Origin of the sequence: Pyxidicoccus fallax, from assembly GCF_012933655.1 — a bacterium.
Taxonomy (GTDB): Bacteria; Myxococcota; Myxococcia; order Myxococcales; family Myxococcaceae; genus Myxococcus; species Myxococcus fallax.
Map to the genome: position 1 here is coordinate 1 of NZ_JABBJJ010000296.1, position 15659 is coordinate 15659.

The window sequence follows — 15659 nt, forward strand, 5'->3', positions numbered from 1 at the left end:
GTCCGGGCCCGGCCCAGCGCGACCGCCATCCCCACCGTGCCCGCCGCGAGCACGCCAGTCGTCGTCCCGCCGCCCGCGCCCGTCGCCCAGGCGGTGGCGGCCGCTCCGGCCACGCGCGCCCCGGCCGTCACGCCGGCCGCCGCGACGCCCGTCGTCGCTCCCGTCACGCCGGCCAATCGCGTCGTCACGCGGGAGCCCCTCTTCGCCCAGCCGGCCGTGGCGGACTCGGCGCCCCTCACCTCCTTCGTGGAGGGAGAGCACCGCGTCATCATCCACACCGTCGAGGGACAGGTGAAGCGCGGCACCATCCGCGACGCGGACCTGCTCGACGAGGTCATCTCGCTGGAGCAGCAGAGCGGCTTCGCCCCCGAGCAGATTCCCGGCAAGCGCGTGAAGGCCATCTTCTTCATGCTCACCGCCGGCGCGCGTCAGCCGCAGGCGGAGGGTCAGAAGATTCGCGTCACCTTCAACGACGGCCGCCAGGTCGCGGGCTTCTCGCGCGACTTCAAGGGCACCACGCCGGGCTTCTTCGTCATCCCCGCCGACCAGCGCACCAACACCGCCCGCATCTTCATCTACCGCTCCAGCGTGCAGGCGGTGGCGGAGGGCTGACGGCCCGCGGTCCCGAAGCGGGAGCCCCCACGCCGGGTGCTCCCGCCCACCGGCTCCAACCCAGCCCGCAAATGAAAGAGGGGCCCCCACCACCGTGGGAGGCCCCTCCGTCATTCAGCGCCAGAAGTGGCTTCGGACTACTTCTTGTCCGACGCGGTCGCCGGCTTCGCCGCGGGGGCCTTCGGCTGCTGCTTCGTCAGGGACAGGTCCAGGTTCACGGTGACTTCCTCACCCACCGCCACGCCGCCCGTCTCGAGCGCCGAGTTGTAGGTCAGGCCGAAGTCCTTGCGGTTCAGCTTGGTGGTGGCCTGCACGCCGCGGCGGGTGTTGCCCCAGGGGTCCTTCGACTCCTGGCTCGGGCCCGTCACGTCCAGGACGACGGGCTTGGTGACGCCGTGCATCGTCAGGTCGCCGGAGACCTTCAGCTTGCCCTCGCCGGCCTGCTCCACCTTCTTCGACTTGAAGGTGATGGTCGGGAACTTCGCGGTGTCGAAGAAGTCAGCGGCGCGCAGGTGCTCGTCGCGCTTGGCGTTGCCGGTGTTGACGGAGGCCGCGTCCAGGGTCGCCTCGACGGTGGACTTGGTGACGTCCTTGTCGTCCAGGTTCACCACGCCGCTCTTCACGTTGAACGAGCCGTTCACGTTCGACACCATCATGTGCCGCACGGTGAAGCCGGCGCTGGAGTGCGCGGGGTCAACGTCCCAGGTGGAGGCAAACGCCAGGGACGGCAGGGCAATCATCAGGGCAACGGCGCTCTTCAGGGTCGTCTTCATGTGAGGTTCTCCTCGGGTACTGCGGTTTCAGGCGCGCGGCCTGGGGGGCCGCGCATCAACGGGGTTCCGGACGGGCAGCCCTCGAAAGCGTCTGACGGAGCCCTTCTACTGCAACCCGGGGACCAAGGCACGCGACACACCAAACCCTCGGAATCACTCCAAGACGCCATCATCGGGTGCGCGGGGCATCTCAAATTGATAGAGTGACAGCTCACTCTGGAAGGGGGCCGTACACCGTGGCTGGCGGATTCGAGCTGGGCTTGAACGAGCTGTTGTCCTTCGAGCCGGGGGGCGGCCTCATCCACTTCGCGGGGCAGCGGGCGGTGCTGATGGACCCGGTGGCGCTGGGTCTCTTGCGCAAGGAGCTCATCGACCTGCTGGGGATGACGGCGGCGCGCGGCATCTTCACCCGGCTGGGTTACGCGCACGGCTGGCGGACGGCCGAGGCCCTGAAGGCCGCGGTGCCCTGGCCGGACGAATCCGTCTGGAGGCGGGCGGGCGGGCGCCTGCACACGCTGCAGGGCCAGGTCCGGGTGGAGCGCGTGGAGCGCCGGCCCGACGACGACACACCGGAGCCCTTCGCGGAGGCGCAGTGGCGCGACTCCTATGAGGCCGAGCAGCACCTCTTGCACCTGGGCCAGGCGGACCAGCCGGTGTGCTGGAGCCTCACCGGCTTCGCATCCGGCTACATGAGCTACGTCAACGGCAAGCCCATCTACGGCACGGAAGTGCGCTGCGTGGGCAAGGGCGACGCGGCCTGCCACTTCATCGGCCGGCCCGCGGAGGAGTGGAGCACCGAGTGCACCGAGGTGCTGCGCTTCTATGAAACGCAGTGCATGGAGGGCGTGCTGGCGCAGGTGACGGACGCGCTGAAGCAGGCCGAGCGCAAGCTGCGGGCGAAGCGCCAGTCGCTGGCGCGCGCGGGCGTGAATGAGGACCCGGCGGGCATGGTGGCGCGCTCGGAGGCCATGCAGCGCGTGCTCAACCTGGCGCGCCGCGCGGCCAAGGTGGACTCCACGGTGCTCGTCACCGGCGAGAGCGGCGTGGGCAAGGAGCGCGTGGCGCGCCTCATCCACGACGAGTCCAGCCGCGCGCACAAGGCCTTCGTCGCCGTCAACTGCGCCGCCGTCACCGAGAGCCTCCTGGAGAGCGAGCTGTTCGGCCACGCGCGCGGCGCCTTCACCGGCGCCACCCATGACAGGCCCGGCCTCTTCGAGGCGGCCCACGGCGGCACCCTCTTCCTCGACGAGGTGGGCGAGGTGCCCCCGGCCATGCAGGCCAAGCTGTTGCGCGTGCTCCAGGAGCGCGAGGTGCGGCGCGTGGGCGAGAACACCAGCCGCAAGGTGGACGTGCGGCTGGTGGCCGCCACCAACCGGGAGCTCGCCGAGGAGGTGCGCCTGGGCCGCTTCCGCCAGGACCTCTACTACCGCCTGCGCGTCATCGAGCTGAAGATTCCCCCGCTGCGCCAGCGGCGCGACGACATCCTCCCCCTGGCGCGGCTGCTGCTGGCCGAGGCCTCCGAGCGGCTCGGCCGCAAGGTGGCGGCCCTGTCCCCGGAAGCCGCGGATCAGCTGCTGCGCTACGACTGGCCCGGCAACGTGCGCGAATTGGGCAACGCCGTGGAGCGCGCGGTGGCCCTGTGCGAGGGCCAGCGCGTGGAGCGGGATGACTTGCCCGAGGAGGTCCGCGCCGCGCCGCCCAGCCTCGTGCCCACCGGCAACCCGCGCCGGCTGGAGGACATGGAGAAGGAGTACATCCTCGCGGTGCTGGCCCAGAATGGCGGCAACCGCGCGCGCACCGCCGAGCAGCTCGACATCGGCGTGGCCACGCTCTACCGCAAGCTCAAGCAGTACGGGCACCCCGAGGCGGCCCACTGACGGGCCGCCGTGCCCAAGGTGCCCGGACGACGGACTTCTAGTTGAGGTACTGGTCCCGGTCCGGGCGGTTCTGGTTCTTCGGCACCACGCGCAGGTGCTTGGAGCGGTCCTTCAGCTGCCGCTGCAGGCGCCAGTGCTGGAAGTGCAGCATCAGCCGCCGCGGGTTGGCGCCGCGCACGTAGGCGAACACCAGGCCCAGCGCGAGCAGGTCCGGCACCTGCGTCTGCCAGCCCGCGGTGACGGCCGACAGCACCACGAAGCCCGCGCCGATGCCCGCCAGCGCGTTGCCCGACAGGGGGATGCCCCAGAAGTTCGTCTCACCCCGGCCGATGCTCAGGCCGTACGCCACCCACAGCGCCGTCGTCATGACGTTGCCGCCGAAGTACATCTGCGTCGTCGCGTTGGGCACGACGAGGGCCAGCACCGACGTGAGGATGCCCGCCAGCGCGGTGATGCCCACCCCCGCCAGGAGCAGGCGCTTGCCTCCCCAGATTGACTCCAGGTAGCCGCCGATGGACCAGATGATGATGGCGCCGAAGATGATGCCGAGCGGACTGCCCTCGATGAAGGCGTACGTCAGCGGCTGCCACAGGAAGAACCGGGTGAAGACGAAGTCCGGGAAGAGCAGCAGCAGCCCGCCCTGCCCTCCCTTGGTGAGGTGGAACAACACGGAGCCAGCCACCAGCGCAACCGCCAGCTTGGACGCCGTCGTCTCCAGGCCGGGCAGCCCTCCGCCACCCCTGCCGCCGAAGCTGCGCATCGGTCGCATTCAGTACACCTCCCACTCACCGTTCGAGGACGACCAAAGGTGGTGGAACCTCCGCCGCTTCGCAACCCCAAACGACAAAGGCGCCCAACCCCGTCACCGGGGAGAGCGCCCTTGGAGACACACCTCTTCCGCCTCGCGCGGCTGTTTCAGGACTTCGCGCGGTAGAAGAGCGTGATGGTCAGACAGTGGAACTCCTTGTCGGAGGACTGCGTCACCACCCTGTCCACCACTTCGACGTTGGGGTTTTCCTTGAGCCACTTGGTGATGTTCTCACCCATGTTCTCGCGGTCACGCGCCAGAGTCGTGGAGAACACCTTGACTCCCGTGAAGCTGATAACGCCCATTCCGACCCTCGTCTAAACCAGAGATTCTGGACGTTTACCCCGAGACGATTCCGCCATCAAGAAACGGAGCCCACATTCCGGTCCCTCCGGACCCGGTTCCCGACACGGCCTCCGGGGCCCCCTGCCCCCTGGGCGGAACACAGGGCGCGCAGTTCCTCGTCGGACAGCAGCCCCGGACTGGCCCGGGCTGCCCGGAGCACGGCGCGGCAGAGGGACTCCGTGACGGGCACTCCGTTGGCTTCCAGCCAGGCCCGCACATTGGCCCTGCCGCTCATGGGCCCCACCTCGATAGCCTGCCGCAGCCCCAGCGCCGCCGCGGGGACGGCGGAGTACACCCGGTCCTCCAGCCACGTGTCCCCCCGGGCCCGCGCCTTGAGGATGGCCGCCGCGTGGACGCCGGTGGCGGTGCGGAAGGCGTCCTCCCCGGCCAGGGGGTAGTTGCGGGGGATGGGCACCCCCAGCGCCCGGGACACCCCGCGCACGTAGGGAAGCAGGGCACCCAGGTCCACCTCGGCCCAGCCCAGCAGCGACAGGTTGACGAGCAACAGGTCCAGCGGCGCGTTGCCGGCGCGCTCCCCCACCCCCAGGCCGCAGCCATGGGCGCGGTGGCACCCCGCCTCCAGCGCGGCCAGGGCGCAGGCCAGGGCCAGGCCCCGGTCATTGTGCCCGTGCCACTCCAGCCGGACGGCCGGAAGCCCCCACCCGTCCAGGAGCCGCCGCGTCCACCCCACCAGGGCCCGCGCGCCGCCGGGCGAGGCATGGCCCACCGTGTCACAGAGCACCAGCCGCGTGGCGCCCGCGTCCACGGCGGTGCGGAAGAGGGGCTCCAGCCGCTCGGGCGACGAGCGCGAGGTGTCCTCCGTCACGAAGGCGACATCCAGCCCCTGCTTCCGGGCGAACTGGATGGCGCGCCGGGTGGCGCGGCGCAGGAAGGGCTCGTCCCAGCCTTCCGTCCACTGGCGGATGGAGGAGGAGCCCACGAAGGTGTGGACCACCACCGGCACCCCGGAGCGCTGGGCCACCTCGGCGATGGGGGCCAGGTCCTCCACCACGGTGCGGCCGGCGCAGTAGGGCTCCAGCTTCAGCCGGGCCTCGCGCACGTGCCGCGCCAGGGCGAGCGAGTGCTGGAAGCCGCGCTCGCCGGTGCAGGGCATGCCCAGGCTCGCGGCGCCCACGCCCAGCCGGTCCATCAGCGACAGGACTTCCAGGCGGGCCTCGGTGGAGGGCTCTCTCACCGAGGCGGACTGGACGCCGTCGCGCAACGTCTCGTCGGAGACCTGCACCGGGTGCGCGGGGCGGGCCGGCGCGCCGGCGGCGTTCCAGTCGTGGATGAGCTCGGCCTCACGCGGGCGGCGCGAGGCTCGAGCCGGCTTCTTCACCGCGCTCCCGCAGCCTTGCGGGACAGACAGGCGACCTCGTCCTTGCAGGCGGGGCCGATGCCCTCGGGGTGGGCGGTGAGCGGCGTCTTGTCACTCTCCTCCACGCCACACACCACGCACTTGCGCTTGCGGTTGCGACGCTCCGCGCGGCGCTGCTCGGCGATGGCCTTGGCCCGCTCACGGGCCGTCTTCGCGTCCACCTCGTTGCTCATCTCGCGTCCCGGTTGGAAATCGTGTCCTGCCATCAGAGCGCCTCGACCAGTACGGCGATGCCCTGGCCGCCGCCGATGCAGGCGGACCCGATACCATAGCGAGCGCCGCGGCGCTTGAGCTCGTACACCAGCGTGGTGGTGATGCGAGCCCCGGACGCACCCAGCGGATGACCCACGGCGATGGCGCCGCCATTGACGTTCGTGCGGTCCCGCGGCAGGCCCAGCTCCTTCTCCACCGCGAGGTACTGCGGCGCGAAGGCCTCGTTCACCTCGAAGAGGTCCACGTCGGACAGCTTGCACTGCGCGCGCTCCAGCAACTGGCGGATGGCCGGCGCGGGGCCGATGCCCATGACCTTCGGGTCACACCCGGAGACGCCCCAGTTGACGAGCCGGGCAATGGGCTTCAGGCCGTGCTTCTCCACGAAGCCGCGCGTGGCCATCACCATGGAGCCCGCGCCGTCGCAGATGCCGCTGGCCGCGCCCGCGTGCACCACGCCGTCCTTCTTGAAGACCTTGGGCAGCTTGCGCAGCCCCTCCACCGTGGTGTCCGGACGGTTGTGCTCGTCGCGCGAGACGACGGTGTCGCCCTTCTTCCCCTTGAGGGTGATGGGGGCAATCTCGTCGTGGAAGCGGCCCGCCTCCTGCGCGGCGGCGAAGCGCTTCTGGGTGAGGACGGCGTACTCGTCCACCTGGTCCTGCGTAATCGAATAGTCCACCGCGAGCTGCTCGGCGGTGAGCGCCATGGCCTGGCCGGTGTAGCTGTCCGTCAGCGCGGACCAGAGCATGTCCTCGAGACCGCCCTTGCCCAGCGGGATGCCCCAGCGGGCGCCGCGGATGACGTGGGGCGCCTGGCTCATGGACTCGGTGCCGCCAGCCAGCACGCAGCTCGCCTGGTCGGTGAGCATCTGCTCGGCCGCGGTGACGAACGCCTGGAAGCCCGAGCCGCACAGCCGGTTGACGCCGAGCGCGGGCACCGGCACGGGCACGCCGGTGCGCAGGCCCACATGGCGCGGAAGGTAGATGGCGTCCGAGCTGGTCTGCACCACGTTCCCGTACACGACGTGCTGGACGTCCTCCGGAGACACCTTCGCCTGGGCGAGGGCGGCCTTCGCCGACTCCACGGCGAGGTCGGTGGCGCTGAGGTCCTTCAGGCTGCCCCCGTAGGTACCGAACGGGGTGCGCTTGCCGGACAGGAAATAGATCTCCTCGGACTTGGACACGCTCTTCATGGTGGTCGTCTACCTACTCTCAACACGTGCGCGGTGCACGCGCGCCGTGACGTCGTGACGTGTGGGTTGGAGTCGTCAGGAGACCCGCCGGCCCAGGAAGGCGCTGGCGACGATGGCAAGCGCCATGACGGTCCACAACAACCCCTGCAGGTTCTGTCGCCGAATCTCCTTGCGGCCGAGCCCCTGGTACCAGGAACGCCCGGCCTCCACGCGACCTTCCCAGGTGTAATTCCCCGTGGGGGTGAAGCCCTCCAGACGGCGGAGGTGGGCGCGCAGCAGCCGCTCCGGCGAAGCGTCCTCCAGTGAACCGGAGCGATAGACGCCGGGCAGCTCGATGGCGGGACGCCGGTAGCCGGCGGTGATGACGAAGCCGTGGGGCGCCACCGGCGTGAGGAGGTAGAGCCGGGGGGAGTCGTCCTGACCCAGGTGGAGCGTGGCGAAGACGCGCTCTCCGGGGTGCGCCCAGTCATAGGAGCGGGTGGCGCGCTGGAGGCGCGGCTTCTCCTCGTGGCTGCCGAGCGGCACGAAGCCGAGCGCCTGGAGCTGGGTGGCCATCGGCCCGAGCTCCAGCGGCAGGTCCATCTGGTCCGCGGGGGCCTCGGGCTCCACGCGGACGCTGCCGGGGAAGAGGAAGAGGATGGCGCGCCAGAGGTTGAGGAACACCAGCACGATGGCGAGCACGAGGCCGGCGACGGCGATGCCCAGCTCGACGAGGACGTTCATGCGGGGAGCACCTCGAAGACGTTGCGGCCGAGGCGACGGACGGCGGGGACGAGCCCTCCCTCGGACTGGAGCGCGTGCACGAGCGGACTGACGGGCGCGGCGGCGAAGCGGCGGCCGGAGGACACCAGCGTGACGGTGGCGGTGCCCGGGTCCACCTCGACGGTGTCGCCTTCCTGGACGAGCGCGTGGAAGTCCGGGTCGGTGAGGACGAGGTGGGGCACGGCCTCGTTGACGAGGTTGCGCCGGTGGATGAAGGCGAAGCTCTTCGCGATGACGGCGCGGATGCCGGCGCCCTGGAGCGCCCAGACGGCCTGCTCGCGGGAGCTGCCGGTGCCCCAGCCCTCTCCGGCGACGATGACGGTGCGGCCCTCGCGGGCCCGGGCGGCGAAGTCCGGGCGCACGTGCGCGAAGCAGCGCGCGCCCAGCGCCGCGGAGTCCGTGAGGTGGCAGAACTCACCGGGGATGATGGCGTCCGTGTCCACGTGGTCGCCGAAGCGCTGCACCTGCGCTCGGATGACGGTGCCACCGTGAGAGGCCCGCACCGACGCCTCGCGCCCGTCAGCTCCGGTGCCGTCAACCGCGAGCGGCCCCATCGACGACACGGCTTCCGACGCCGGATGGCGTGGAACGAACGTTCCTTCCACCACCGAGCGCGGGGCGGCGGGCGCCGGCCCAGACGCCGCCACCTGCGTCGGTGGAATGAACGCTCCTTCCGCCGCCGAGCTCGCGCCAGCGGGCACCGGCCCGGACGCCGCCTGCGTCAGTGGAACGAACGTTCCTTCCACTGCGGAGCGTGAGCCGGCGGGCACCGGCCCCGACGCCTCCGTCAGCATGGCCGGTGGAATGAACGTTCCTTCCACTTCCGAACCGGCGGGCACGCCCCCGGGCGGCGCTGACGCGACGGCGGGTGGAATGAACGTTCCTTCCACCTCGGGCTCGCGGACGGCGACCTCGGGGACGCGCGGCGTCCTGTCGCGGAACAGCAGGCGCGCGTACCGCTCGCGGTCGATGCGCTCCAGCCACGGACGCGGGTCGGTGATGCGCATGTCCACGGAGGACGCGGCCACCGTCGCGGCGGAGGCGAGCCACGCCAGCGAGCCCTGTCCCATCCGGTTCTCGTAGTTGCGGTTCTGCGAGGACAGCCACACCTCGCCGGGCCGCGCGCGCTCGGAGGCCACGCCCAGGCACATGGAGCACCCCGGCGGCCCGATGCGGAAGCCCGCCCTCTCGTAGTGCGCCCACAGGCCGCCCTGGCGCATGCGCTCGATGATGGCCAGGTCTCCGGGAACGACGAGCCGCTCGCGCACCGCCGGCCGGGGCGCGCGCTCCCGGAACGCCGCCTCCAGCACGAGTGCGGCGAGCACCAGCTCCTCCTCCGTCGTGGTGCACGCGCCGATGAAGCACCCGTGCAGCGGCAGGCCCGCGGCCTCCTCCACGGACCGCACGTTGTCGGGGGAGAACGGCTTCGCCACGCGGGGGGACAGCCGGTCCAGCTCCAGCCGGTGGCGCTCCACGTAGGGCGCCCCCTCGTCCGCGCGGAAGCACAGCGCCGCGTCCTTCTCCGACTTACGCCCGGCGAGCCACGCCAGCGTCACCGCGTCCGCCTCGAAGATGCCGTTGAGCCCACCCAGCTCCGCCGTCATGTTGGCGAGCGTGAAGCGCGTGTCCGTGGAGAAGCCGCGCACCGCCTCGCCGCGGAACTCCACGGTGCGCTCCAGCGCGGAGGTGTTGCGGCCGAGCCGCTCCAGCGTGTGGAGGATGATGTCCTTGCCACCGATGCCGAAGGCGGGCGTGCCCGAGTACTCGACGGCGATGGCCTCGGGGACCTCCAGCCACGTCTCCCCGAGCACCATGGCCGCGGTGACGTCCGCGCCGCCCAGGCCGATGGCGAACGCGCCCAGCCCACCGTGGGACGTGGTGTGCGAGTCCGCGCCAATCACCACCTGCCCCGGCTGCACGAGCTCCCGATAGAAGCGCGTGTGGAGGATGGTCTCGTTGGCGTCATGGAAGTGGCGGACGCGGGCCTCGCGGGCGAAGTCGCGCGAGCGCTGCGCCAGGGCGCGGGCCTTCGGGTCATTCGCGAGCGCCACCGGGTCCACGGTGTGGTCCACGGCGAGGAAGAAGCGCCCCGGGTCATGCAGGGGCGGCCGGCCCAGCGCGCTGTACGTGCGGTCCATGCCGTTCCACGCCAGCTCGCTGGCAATCGTCCAGTCCACGCGCAGGCGGACGATGTCGCCGGCCTGGACCCACGGGCGCGTCAGTCCCCGCGCATGGTGCGCGAGGACCTTCTGCGTGAGGGTCATGGAGGGCCGTCCGGAGACCATGGACCGGGCACCCTAGCGGAAAGCGGCGGCTCCGTGCTCCGACATCAGCGCCGGGACGCGGTCACGGGCAGGTTGCGCCAGCGCTCGAGGTCCACCTGGGAGAGGGGGTCCTCGCCGCGCAGGAACCACTCCAGGTGGCCGAGCGAGTCCACGCCAAAGAACACCTCTCCGTCCGCGAGGATGGTCGGCACGCCGAAGCCACCCGCGGCGAGCACCTCTTCCGTATTCCGGCGCACGCGGTCCTTGACCTCGGGCGTCTGGGCGGCGGCGAGCAGCGCTGGGGCATCGAGCCCCGCTGCCTGGATGGCGGCGGCCACGGCCTCGGGCGTCTCGGCGCCCTTCCCGCCTCCCCAGGCGGAGGCATAGAGGGCGGACACCAGCCGGCCCCGGGCCTCCCAGTCCTCCACCGCGGCCGTCACCCGCAACGCGAGCAGCGGATTGAACGGGTGCGACGGTGGCGGCGTGAGCGGCACGCCGAACTCATGGGCGATGCGGAAGGTGTGCTTGAACACATAGACGCGCTTGGGCGGAATCTCCGCCGGCCCCACGCTGCCGAGCGCGTTGAGCAGCCCCGCCAGCAGCACCGGCACGGGCTCCACGGCGCGGCCGTGACGCGCGGCCAGCGCGGGCATGCGCGTCCACGCGAGGTACGCATAGGGAGACAGGTAGTCGAAGCAGAAGCGGAGGGGAGTGCGGGCCATGCCGGCACTCTATCGCCGCCGCGCCGCGAGGGAGCGACACAGCACGCCCCTGGCGCGGACCGTACAGTCCGTCACGCGCTCTGCCGGACCCCCAGGCGCCGCTGGAGCGCGCCGCGCAGCGAGGTGGCCAGCGACAGCAGGCTGGTGGCGCGAGCCTCCGCGAAGAGCGCCTCGGCCGTCTCCAGCTCCGCCACCGCCTCCTCGCCCTCGGGCTCGCGCTCCGCGAGCGACATGTGCACCAGCCCCATCTGCAGCACGTTGCCCGTCAGCTCCGCCAGCGCCAGCGCCTTGCGCAGGTGCGCGGTGCCCTCGTCTCCGGGCAGCAGCGCCGCCATCGCCCGCCGGGCGAGGATTTCATCCCACGGGTTGCACAGCACCGGGTCCGTCGCCCGCGCGAGCGCCGCCTCCGCCGCGTCACCCGCCGACAGGAGGTTCCCCTGCTCGCGCTCGAACCGCGACTCGTAGACGCGCAGCAGCGTCTCCATGCGCAGGCCGCCCTCGCGGGCCGCGGCCAGCGCCCTCGGCAGCGACTGGCGCGCCGCCGCCGCGTCCTCGAAGAGCACGTCCCGGCACGCCTGGTACACCTGCACGTGGCACTGCAGCCACCGGTCTCCCGGCAGCACCCGCGCCAGCGTCTCCGCGCGGGCCACCACCGCGGCCACGTGCTCGTGCTCGCCACGCTCCAGGTAGTAGGGCGGCGTGAAGATGGCCAGGTTGCGCTCCATCAGCCGGGGATTTCCCAGCCGCCGCACCAGGTCCGTCTTCTCCGTGAAGGCCGGCACGAAGGCCGAGCCATCCCCCGTGAAGGCCGCGCGCGTCACCACGGAGAACAGGTGGAAGGCCCGCACGTCCGAGAACCCGTGCGCCTCCGCCACCGCGTACCCGTCGCGCGTGGCCTGCACGTCCAGGGGCTCGCCGCGCAGCGCCAGGTTCATGTTCATCATGTAGCCGCCCATCCCCAGCGCCCACGCCAGCCGCCGCGGCAGCTTCCCCATGGCCTCGCGCAGCCCGCGCAGCCTCGCGAGCTGCTCGTACTGCGTCTCCAGCACCCCCGCGAAGCGGCCCGTGTACGCGCAGAGCACCGCCGGGGACAGCAGCGTCCCCGCCCGGTACGGCGACACCTCCGGCTGCTCGGCCTGCACGCGCTCCAGCAGCGCCGTCAGCTCCTCCGTGCGCCCGACGATGGCCAGCGCCATGCCCTGGAGAATCTGGAGCTCCGCCTGCTTCCAGAACACGTCCCCGGGGGAGGCGTACGCATCCACCTCACGCTCGCGGAACAGCTCCCGCAGCCGCGCGGGCCGCTCGGACTCGGGCGCCGAGCACGCCGCGTCCAGCTCCTCCTGCGCCTGCCGCCGCCCCTCCTCCAGGTCCACCCCGGCCTTCCAGTGCGCGAAGAGCTTCTCGGCGAAGGCCAGCGAGGTCGGCGGGTCGCTGGAGTAGCCCACCTCCACCATCGTCACCCAGATGCGCAACAGCAGCCTGTCGCGTCCCGGGAAGTCCGGCGCGGCCTCCAGGAGCGCCGCCGCCTCCTTCAACAGGAGCGTGGCCTCCAGCAGCGCCTGGGCTTCAATCGCCGCCCGCCCCGCGTCCAGCAGCGGGCCGATGGCCAGCTCCGGCTCCGACGAGCGCAGGTAGTGCCAGCCCACCGCGCGCGACAGGTCCGGCCGCTGCGAGTACAGCGTCTGCAGCGCCAGCGCCACGCGCCCGTGCGCCACCCGCCGCTCGGTATCCGGCGTGCTGTCGTAGACGGCCTGGTGCACGGTGTCGTGCGTGAAGACGTAGCGGCCCTCCTCCTCCTGGAGGAACTGCCGCTCGACGATGCCGTCGAGCACCGCGAACAGCTCCACCTCGGGCAGGTCCGCCAGCGCGCGCACCAGCGGCAACTCCAGGTTGCGGCCCGCGGGTGCCAGCCGCCGCAGCAGCGCCACCTGCTCGGGCGGCGCGGACGCCAGGCGCGCCAGCACCGCGTCCTGGATGCTCGCGGGCAAAGGCCGCGTGTCCAGCCCCTCCGCCGCGCTCCACCGGCCACCCACGCGCCGCAGCGCGTCCTCCTCCACCAGCGCGCGCAGACACTCGGTGGCGAAGAAGGCGTTGCCGCCGGTGGTGGCGTGCAGCCGGGTGACGAAGCCCTCGGGCACCGACAGCCCCGGCAGCGCCAGCTCCACCAGCGTGCGCACGTGCTCGGCCGTCAGCGGCTCCAGGTCCATGCGCGTGGTGAGCTTCTCGTCCACCGTCTGGAAGGCGAGGCTCAGCCGGCTCAGCTCGCTGGAGCGGAACGTGCCCACCACCATGCCGCGCGTGCCGTGCAGCGTGCGGATGAGCACGTTGAGCACCTCCAGCGTGGCGCTGTCCGCCCACTGGAGGTCCTCGAAGCACAGCACCAGCGTCATCTGCCGCCCCAGCGCCTGCACCCACTCCGCCAGCGCGCCGAAGAAGGCCAGCTTCTCCTCGCCCACCGCCTGGGACGCGGACTGGGGCGACACCGCGCCCCCTTCCGCGTTCAGCCCCGGCATCAGCCGCCCCAGCCGGGGCGACAGCCGCTGCATCATGTCCGGCGGCGTGTGCGGGATGAGGCAGCGCAGCGCCTGCGTGATGGGCGACAGCGGGGCCTGGCCCTCCGCGCGGCACTGCCCGCGCCCGAAGGGCAGCTCCGCCAGCTTCGCCTGCAGCTCGAACTCCTGGAGCAGCCGCGTCTTGCCCACGCCCGCCGGCGCGCCGATGACCATGGCCCGGGACTGGCCCCAGTCCGCCTCGGCCAGCCCGTTCATCAGCGCCTCCAGCTCCGCGCCGCGCCCCACCACCTCCGGCACGTGCAGGTAGCTGGCGCGCGCCGACAGCGGCTCCTCGGGCAGCGGCTCGCCGCTGGCGTGGCACAGGGCCTCCAAGAGCTCGCTCGCGTCCTGGAAGCGCTCGCGCGGGTCCTTCGCCAGCAGCGTGAGAATCAGCTCCTCGAGCTTCGGCTCCACGGCGCAAATCGTGGAGGGACGCGGCGGCGGGCGCGTGAGGTGGTCCGCCAGGAGCGCCGCGGGCGTGTTGCGCTTGAAGGGCAGCCGGCCCGTGACGAGGTAGTAGGCCATCACCCCCAGCGAGTACAGGTCCGCGCGCCCGTCGATGCTGGCGCCGCGCTGCCACTCCGGGGCGAGGTACTCCAGCGTGCCCTTGAGCCGGCCGGGGCTGGGCGTGCCCAGCTGGTGCATCACCCCGAAGTCCATCAGCTTCACCGCGCCGGAGCGGGTGATGCGCACGTTGCTGGCCTTGATGTCGCAGTGGACGTAGAGGCGCGAGTGCAGGAAGGCCAGCACCTGCGCCATCTGGATGAGCACCCGGTACAGCGTGCGCGTGTCCAGCGGCGTGTCACGCACCAGCGTGCTCAGGTCCGTCCCGTCCACCACCTCCATGGTGATGAAGCGGTTGCCGGCCTCCGTCATGCCCCAGTCGAACACCTTCAGCGTGCCGGGGTGCTGCAGCTTCTTCATCGCGAAGAACTCGTGCCGGAACATCAGCACCAGCTCCTCCGTCTTCGCCGCCGTCAGCCCCGCGGGGACCTGCATCTCCTTCAGCGCCACCCGCCGGTTCTCGTGCAGGTCCGCCGCCAGCCAGATGCGGCCCATGCCACCTTCACCCAGCAGCCCCTCCACCCGGTAGCGCCCCGTCACCAACATCCCCGGCTCCAGCGAGCGGCGCTCTCCCGGGCGCGACCCGGGCAGGGTGATGGGCGTGCGGATGCGGTCCCCCCACGAGCTCGGAGGACGGCTGCGCTCGTCCAGGACGGTTGTCTTCTCCTCGTCGCTCACGGAGGTGGGGTGGGGCCCTGAAGGTCAGCGGAATCCAGAGGTCAATGGAATATCACGTTTGCACGGTACGGGCACGTTCCGTGGCCTCTTTCCGGGTAACAGTGGACTCGATTCCGGGCCGTCTCGGCGAGCGTCAGCCAGCGCGAGCCCCGCCCGTGTGGCTGCCCGACGACCCTGCCTGGAGGCTCCGCCGGGTGGGTGCACATCCTCCTCGCGGGACGCCGCTTCGAAGGCGGCGTCCATGCGCGGGAGGCGGACGATGCGCGGGGGCTCGTGGCAGTGGCTGGCGTGCGCGGGAGCGCTGGGCGTGGCGGTGCTCTCGGCCTGTCAGGGGCGGGCCCCCGACGAAGGACCGCCCGACGTGGACGACGTGGCCGCCGCCACGGTGACGCTCGGCGACGGCCACTGCGCCGGGGTGGTGGTGGAGGACGGCCGGCACGCGCTCACGGCGGCGCACTGTGTGCGGCCCGACGACACGCGAGTGGAGCTGACCTTCCAGGACGGCCGGCAGTTGAATGGCACGTACATCCACGTGGACCCGGGCCGCGACGTGGCGGTCATCCGGCTGGATGCCCGCGCGAGCGTGCGGCCGCTGGAGGTGGCGGACGGACTGCCCCTGCCGGGCGAGCCGCTGGTGTTCGCCGGCCGCAATGACCGTCCCGGCGAGCCGCAGGAGGCGATGCTGGAGCGGCTGGGCCGCTGCCCGTCCCTGCCGGACGTGCCCGCCGCGCTCTTCACGACGATGCGGGGCCGGCCGGGTGACTCGGGCGCGCCGCTGGTGGACGCGCGGATGCGGGTGGTGGGTCTGGTGCATGGCGGCGCGGCCTGCCGCATCGCCACGCCCACGGCGGGGCTGGGCGCGCTGGTGGACGACCTGGCGCGGGGCGGCGCGGCGCTGGCGAGCCAGGCCCCCCTCCGGGCG

The 15659-nt window shown here is 72.0% G+C and carries 13 protein-coding genes; 3 read left to right on the plus strand and 10 right to left on the minus strand.

Features of this window, described 5'->3' with window-relative positions; all coding sequences use genetic code 11:
• The coding region (locus HG543_RS40605) for a DUF6982 domain-containing protein (RefSeq protein WP_439332617.1) at positions 1–612 on the plus strand (612 nt) is incomplete at its 5' end.
• A gap of 137 nt (positions 613–749) precedes the next feature.
• Here the strand turns inward: HG543_RS40605 and HG543_RS40610 are convergent.
• Positions 750–1385, minus strand: a complete 636-nt coding sequence (locus HG543_RS40610; RefSeq protein ID WP_169350305.1) for a YceI family protein — start codon at positions 1383–1385, stop codon at positions 750–752.
• Between the two features lie 236 nt (positions 1386–1621).
• Between HG543_RS40610 and HG543_RS40615 the strand changes: the two genes are divergently transcribed.
• Entirely contained in the window at positions 1622–3262 is a 1641-nt protein-coding gene (locus HG543_RS40615; protein ID WP_169350306.1) for a sigma 54-interacting transcriptional regulator, read from the plus strand.
• 37 nt (positions 3263–3299) lie between these two features.
• On the opposite strand, the gene HG543_RS40620 is transcribed toward HG543_RS40615, so the two are convergent.
• The 9 genes from HG543_RS40620 to HG543_RS40660 form a co-directional block, all read right to left on the minus strand.
• Positions 3300–4031, minus strand: a complete 732-nt coding sequence (locus HG543_RS40620; protein WP_169350307.1) for a DUF1751 domain-containing protein — start codon at positions 4029–4031, stop codon at positions 3300–3302.
• Between the two features lie 146 nt (positions 4032–4177).
• Positions 4178–4375 (minus strand): hypothetical protein, encoded by a 198-nt coding sequence (locus HG543_RS40625; protein WP_169350308.1) that lies wholly within the window; start codon positions 4373–4375, stop codon positions 4178–4180.
• 56 nt (positions 4376–4431) lie between these two features.
• Positions 4432–5754 (minus strand): hydroxymethylglutaryl-CoA lyase-like TIM-barrel protein, encoded by a 1323-nt coding sequence (locus HG543_RS40630; RefSeq protein ID WP_343073564.1) that lies wholly within the window; start codon positions 5752–5754, stop codon positions 4432–4434.
• Positions 5751–5966, minus strand: a complete 216-nt coding sequence (locus HG543_RS40635; protein ID WP_169350314.1) for a hypothetical protein — start codon at positions 5964–5966, stop codon at positions 5751–5753. The genes HG543_RS40630 and HG543_RS40635 overlap by 4 nt, the downstream gene beginning before the upstream one ends.
• Before the next feature lie 32 nt (positions 5967–5998).
• Entirely contained in the window at positions 5999–7195 is a 1197-nt protein-coding gene (locus HG543_RS40640) for an acetyl-CoA C-acetyltransferase (protein ID WP_169350309.1), read from the minus strand.
• 75 nt (positions 7196–7270) lie between these two features.
• Positions 7271–7918, minus strand: a complete 648-nt coding sequence (locus HG543_RS40645) for a hypothetical protein (protein ID WP_169350310.1) — start codon at positions 7916–7918, stop codon at positions 7271–7273.
• Complete coding sequence (locus tag HG543_RS55855; protein ID WP_246357648.1) at positions 7915–10221, minus strand: LeuD/DmdB family oxidoreductase small subunit; 2307 nt, start codon at positions 10219–10221, stop codon at positions 7915–7917. Before HG543_RS55855 ends, HG543_RS40645 begins: the two co-directional genes overlap by 4 nt.
• Before the next feature lie 65 nt (positions 10222–10286).
• On the minus strand, positions 10287–10943 hold the full coding sequence (locus HG543_RS40655; protein WP_169350311.1) for a 2-hydroxychromene-2-carboxylate isomerase: 657 nt from the start codon (positions 10941–10943) through the stop codon (positions 10287–10289).
• 71 nt (positions 10944–11014) lie between these two features.
• Positions 11015–14605, minus strand: coding sequence for a serine/threonine-protein kinase (locus HG543_RS40660; RefSeq protein WP_169350315.1), 3591 nt, complete (start codon positions 14603–14605; stop codon positions 11015–11017).
• 391 nt (positions 14606–14996) lie between these two features.
• Here HG543_RS40660 and HG543_RS40665 point away from each other — a divergent pair.
• Positions 14997–15659, plus strand: a 663-nt coding sequence (locus HG543_RS40665; protein WP_169350312.1) for a S1 family peptidase, incomplete at its 3' end; no start/stop codon positions are given.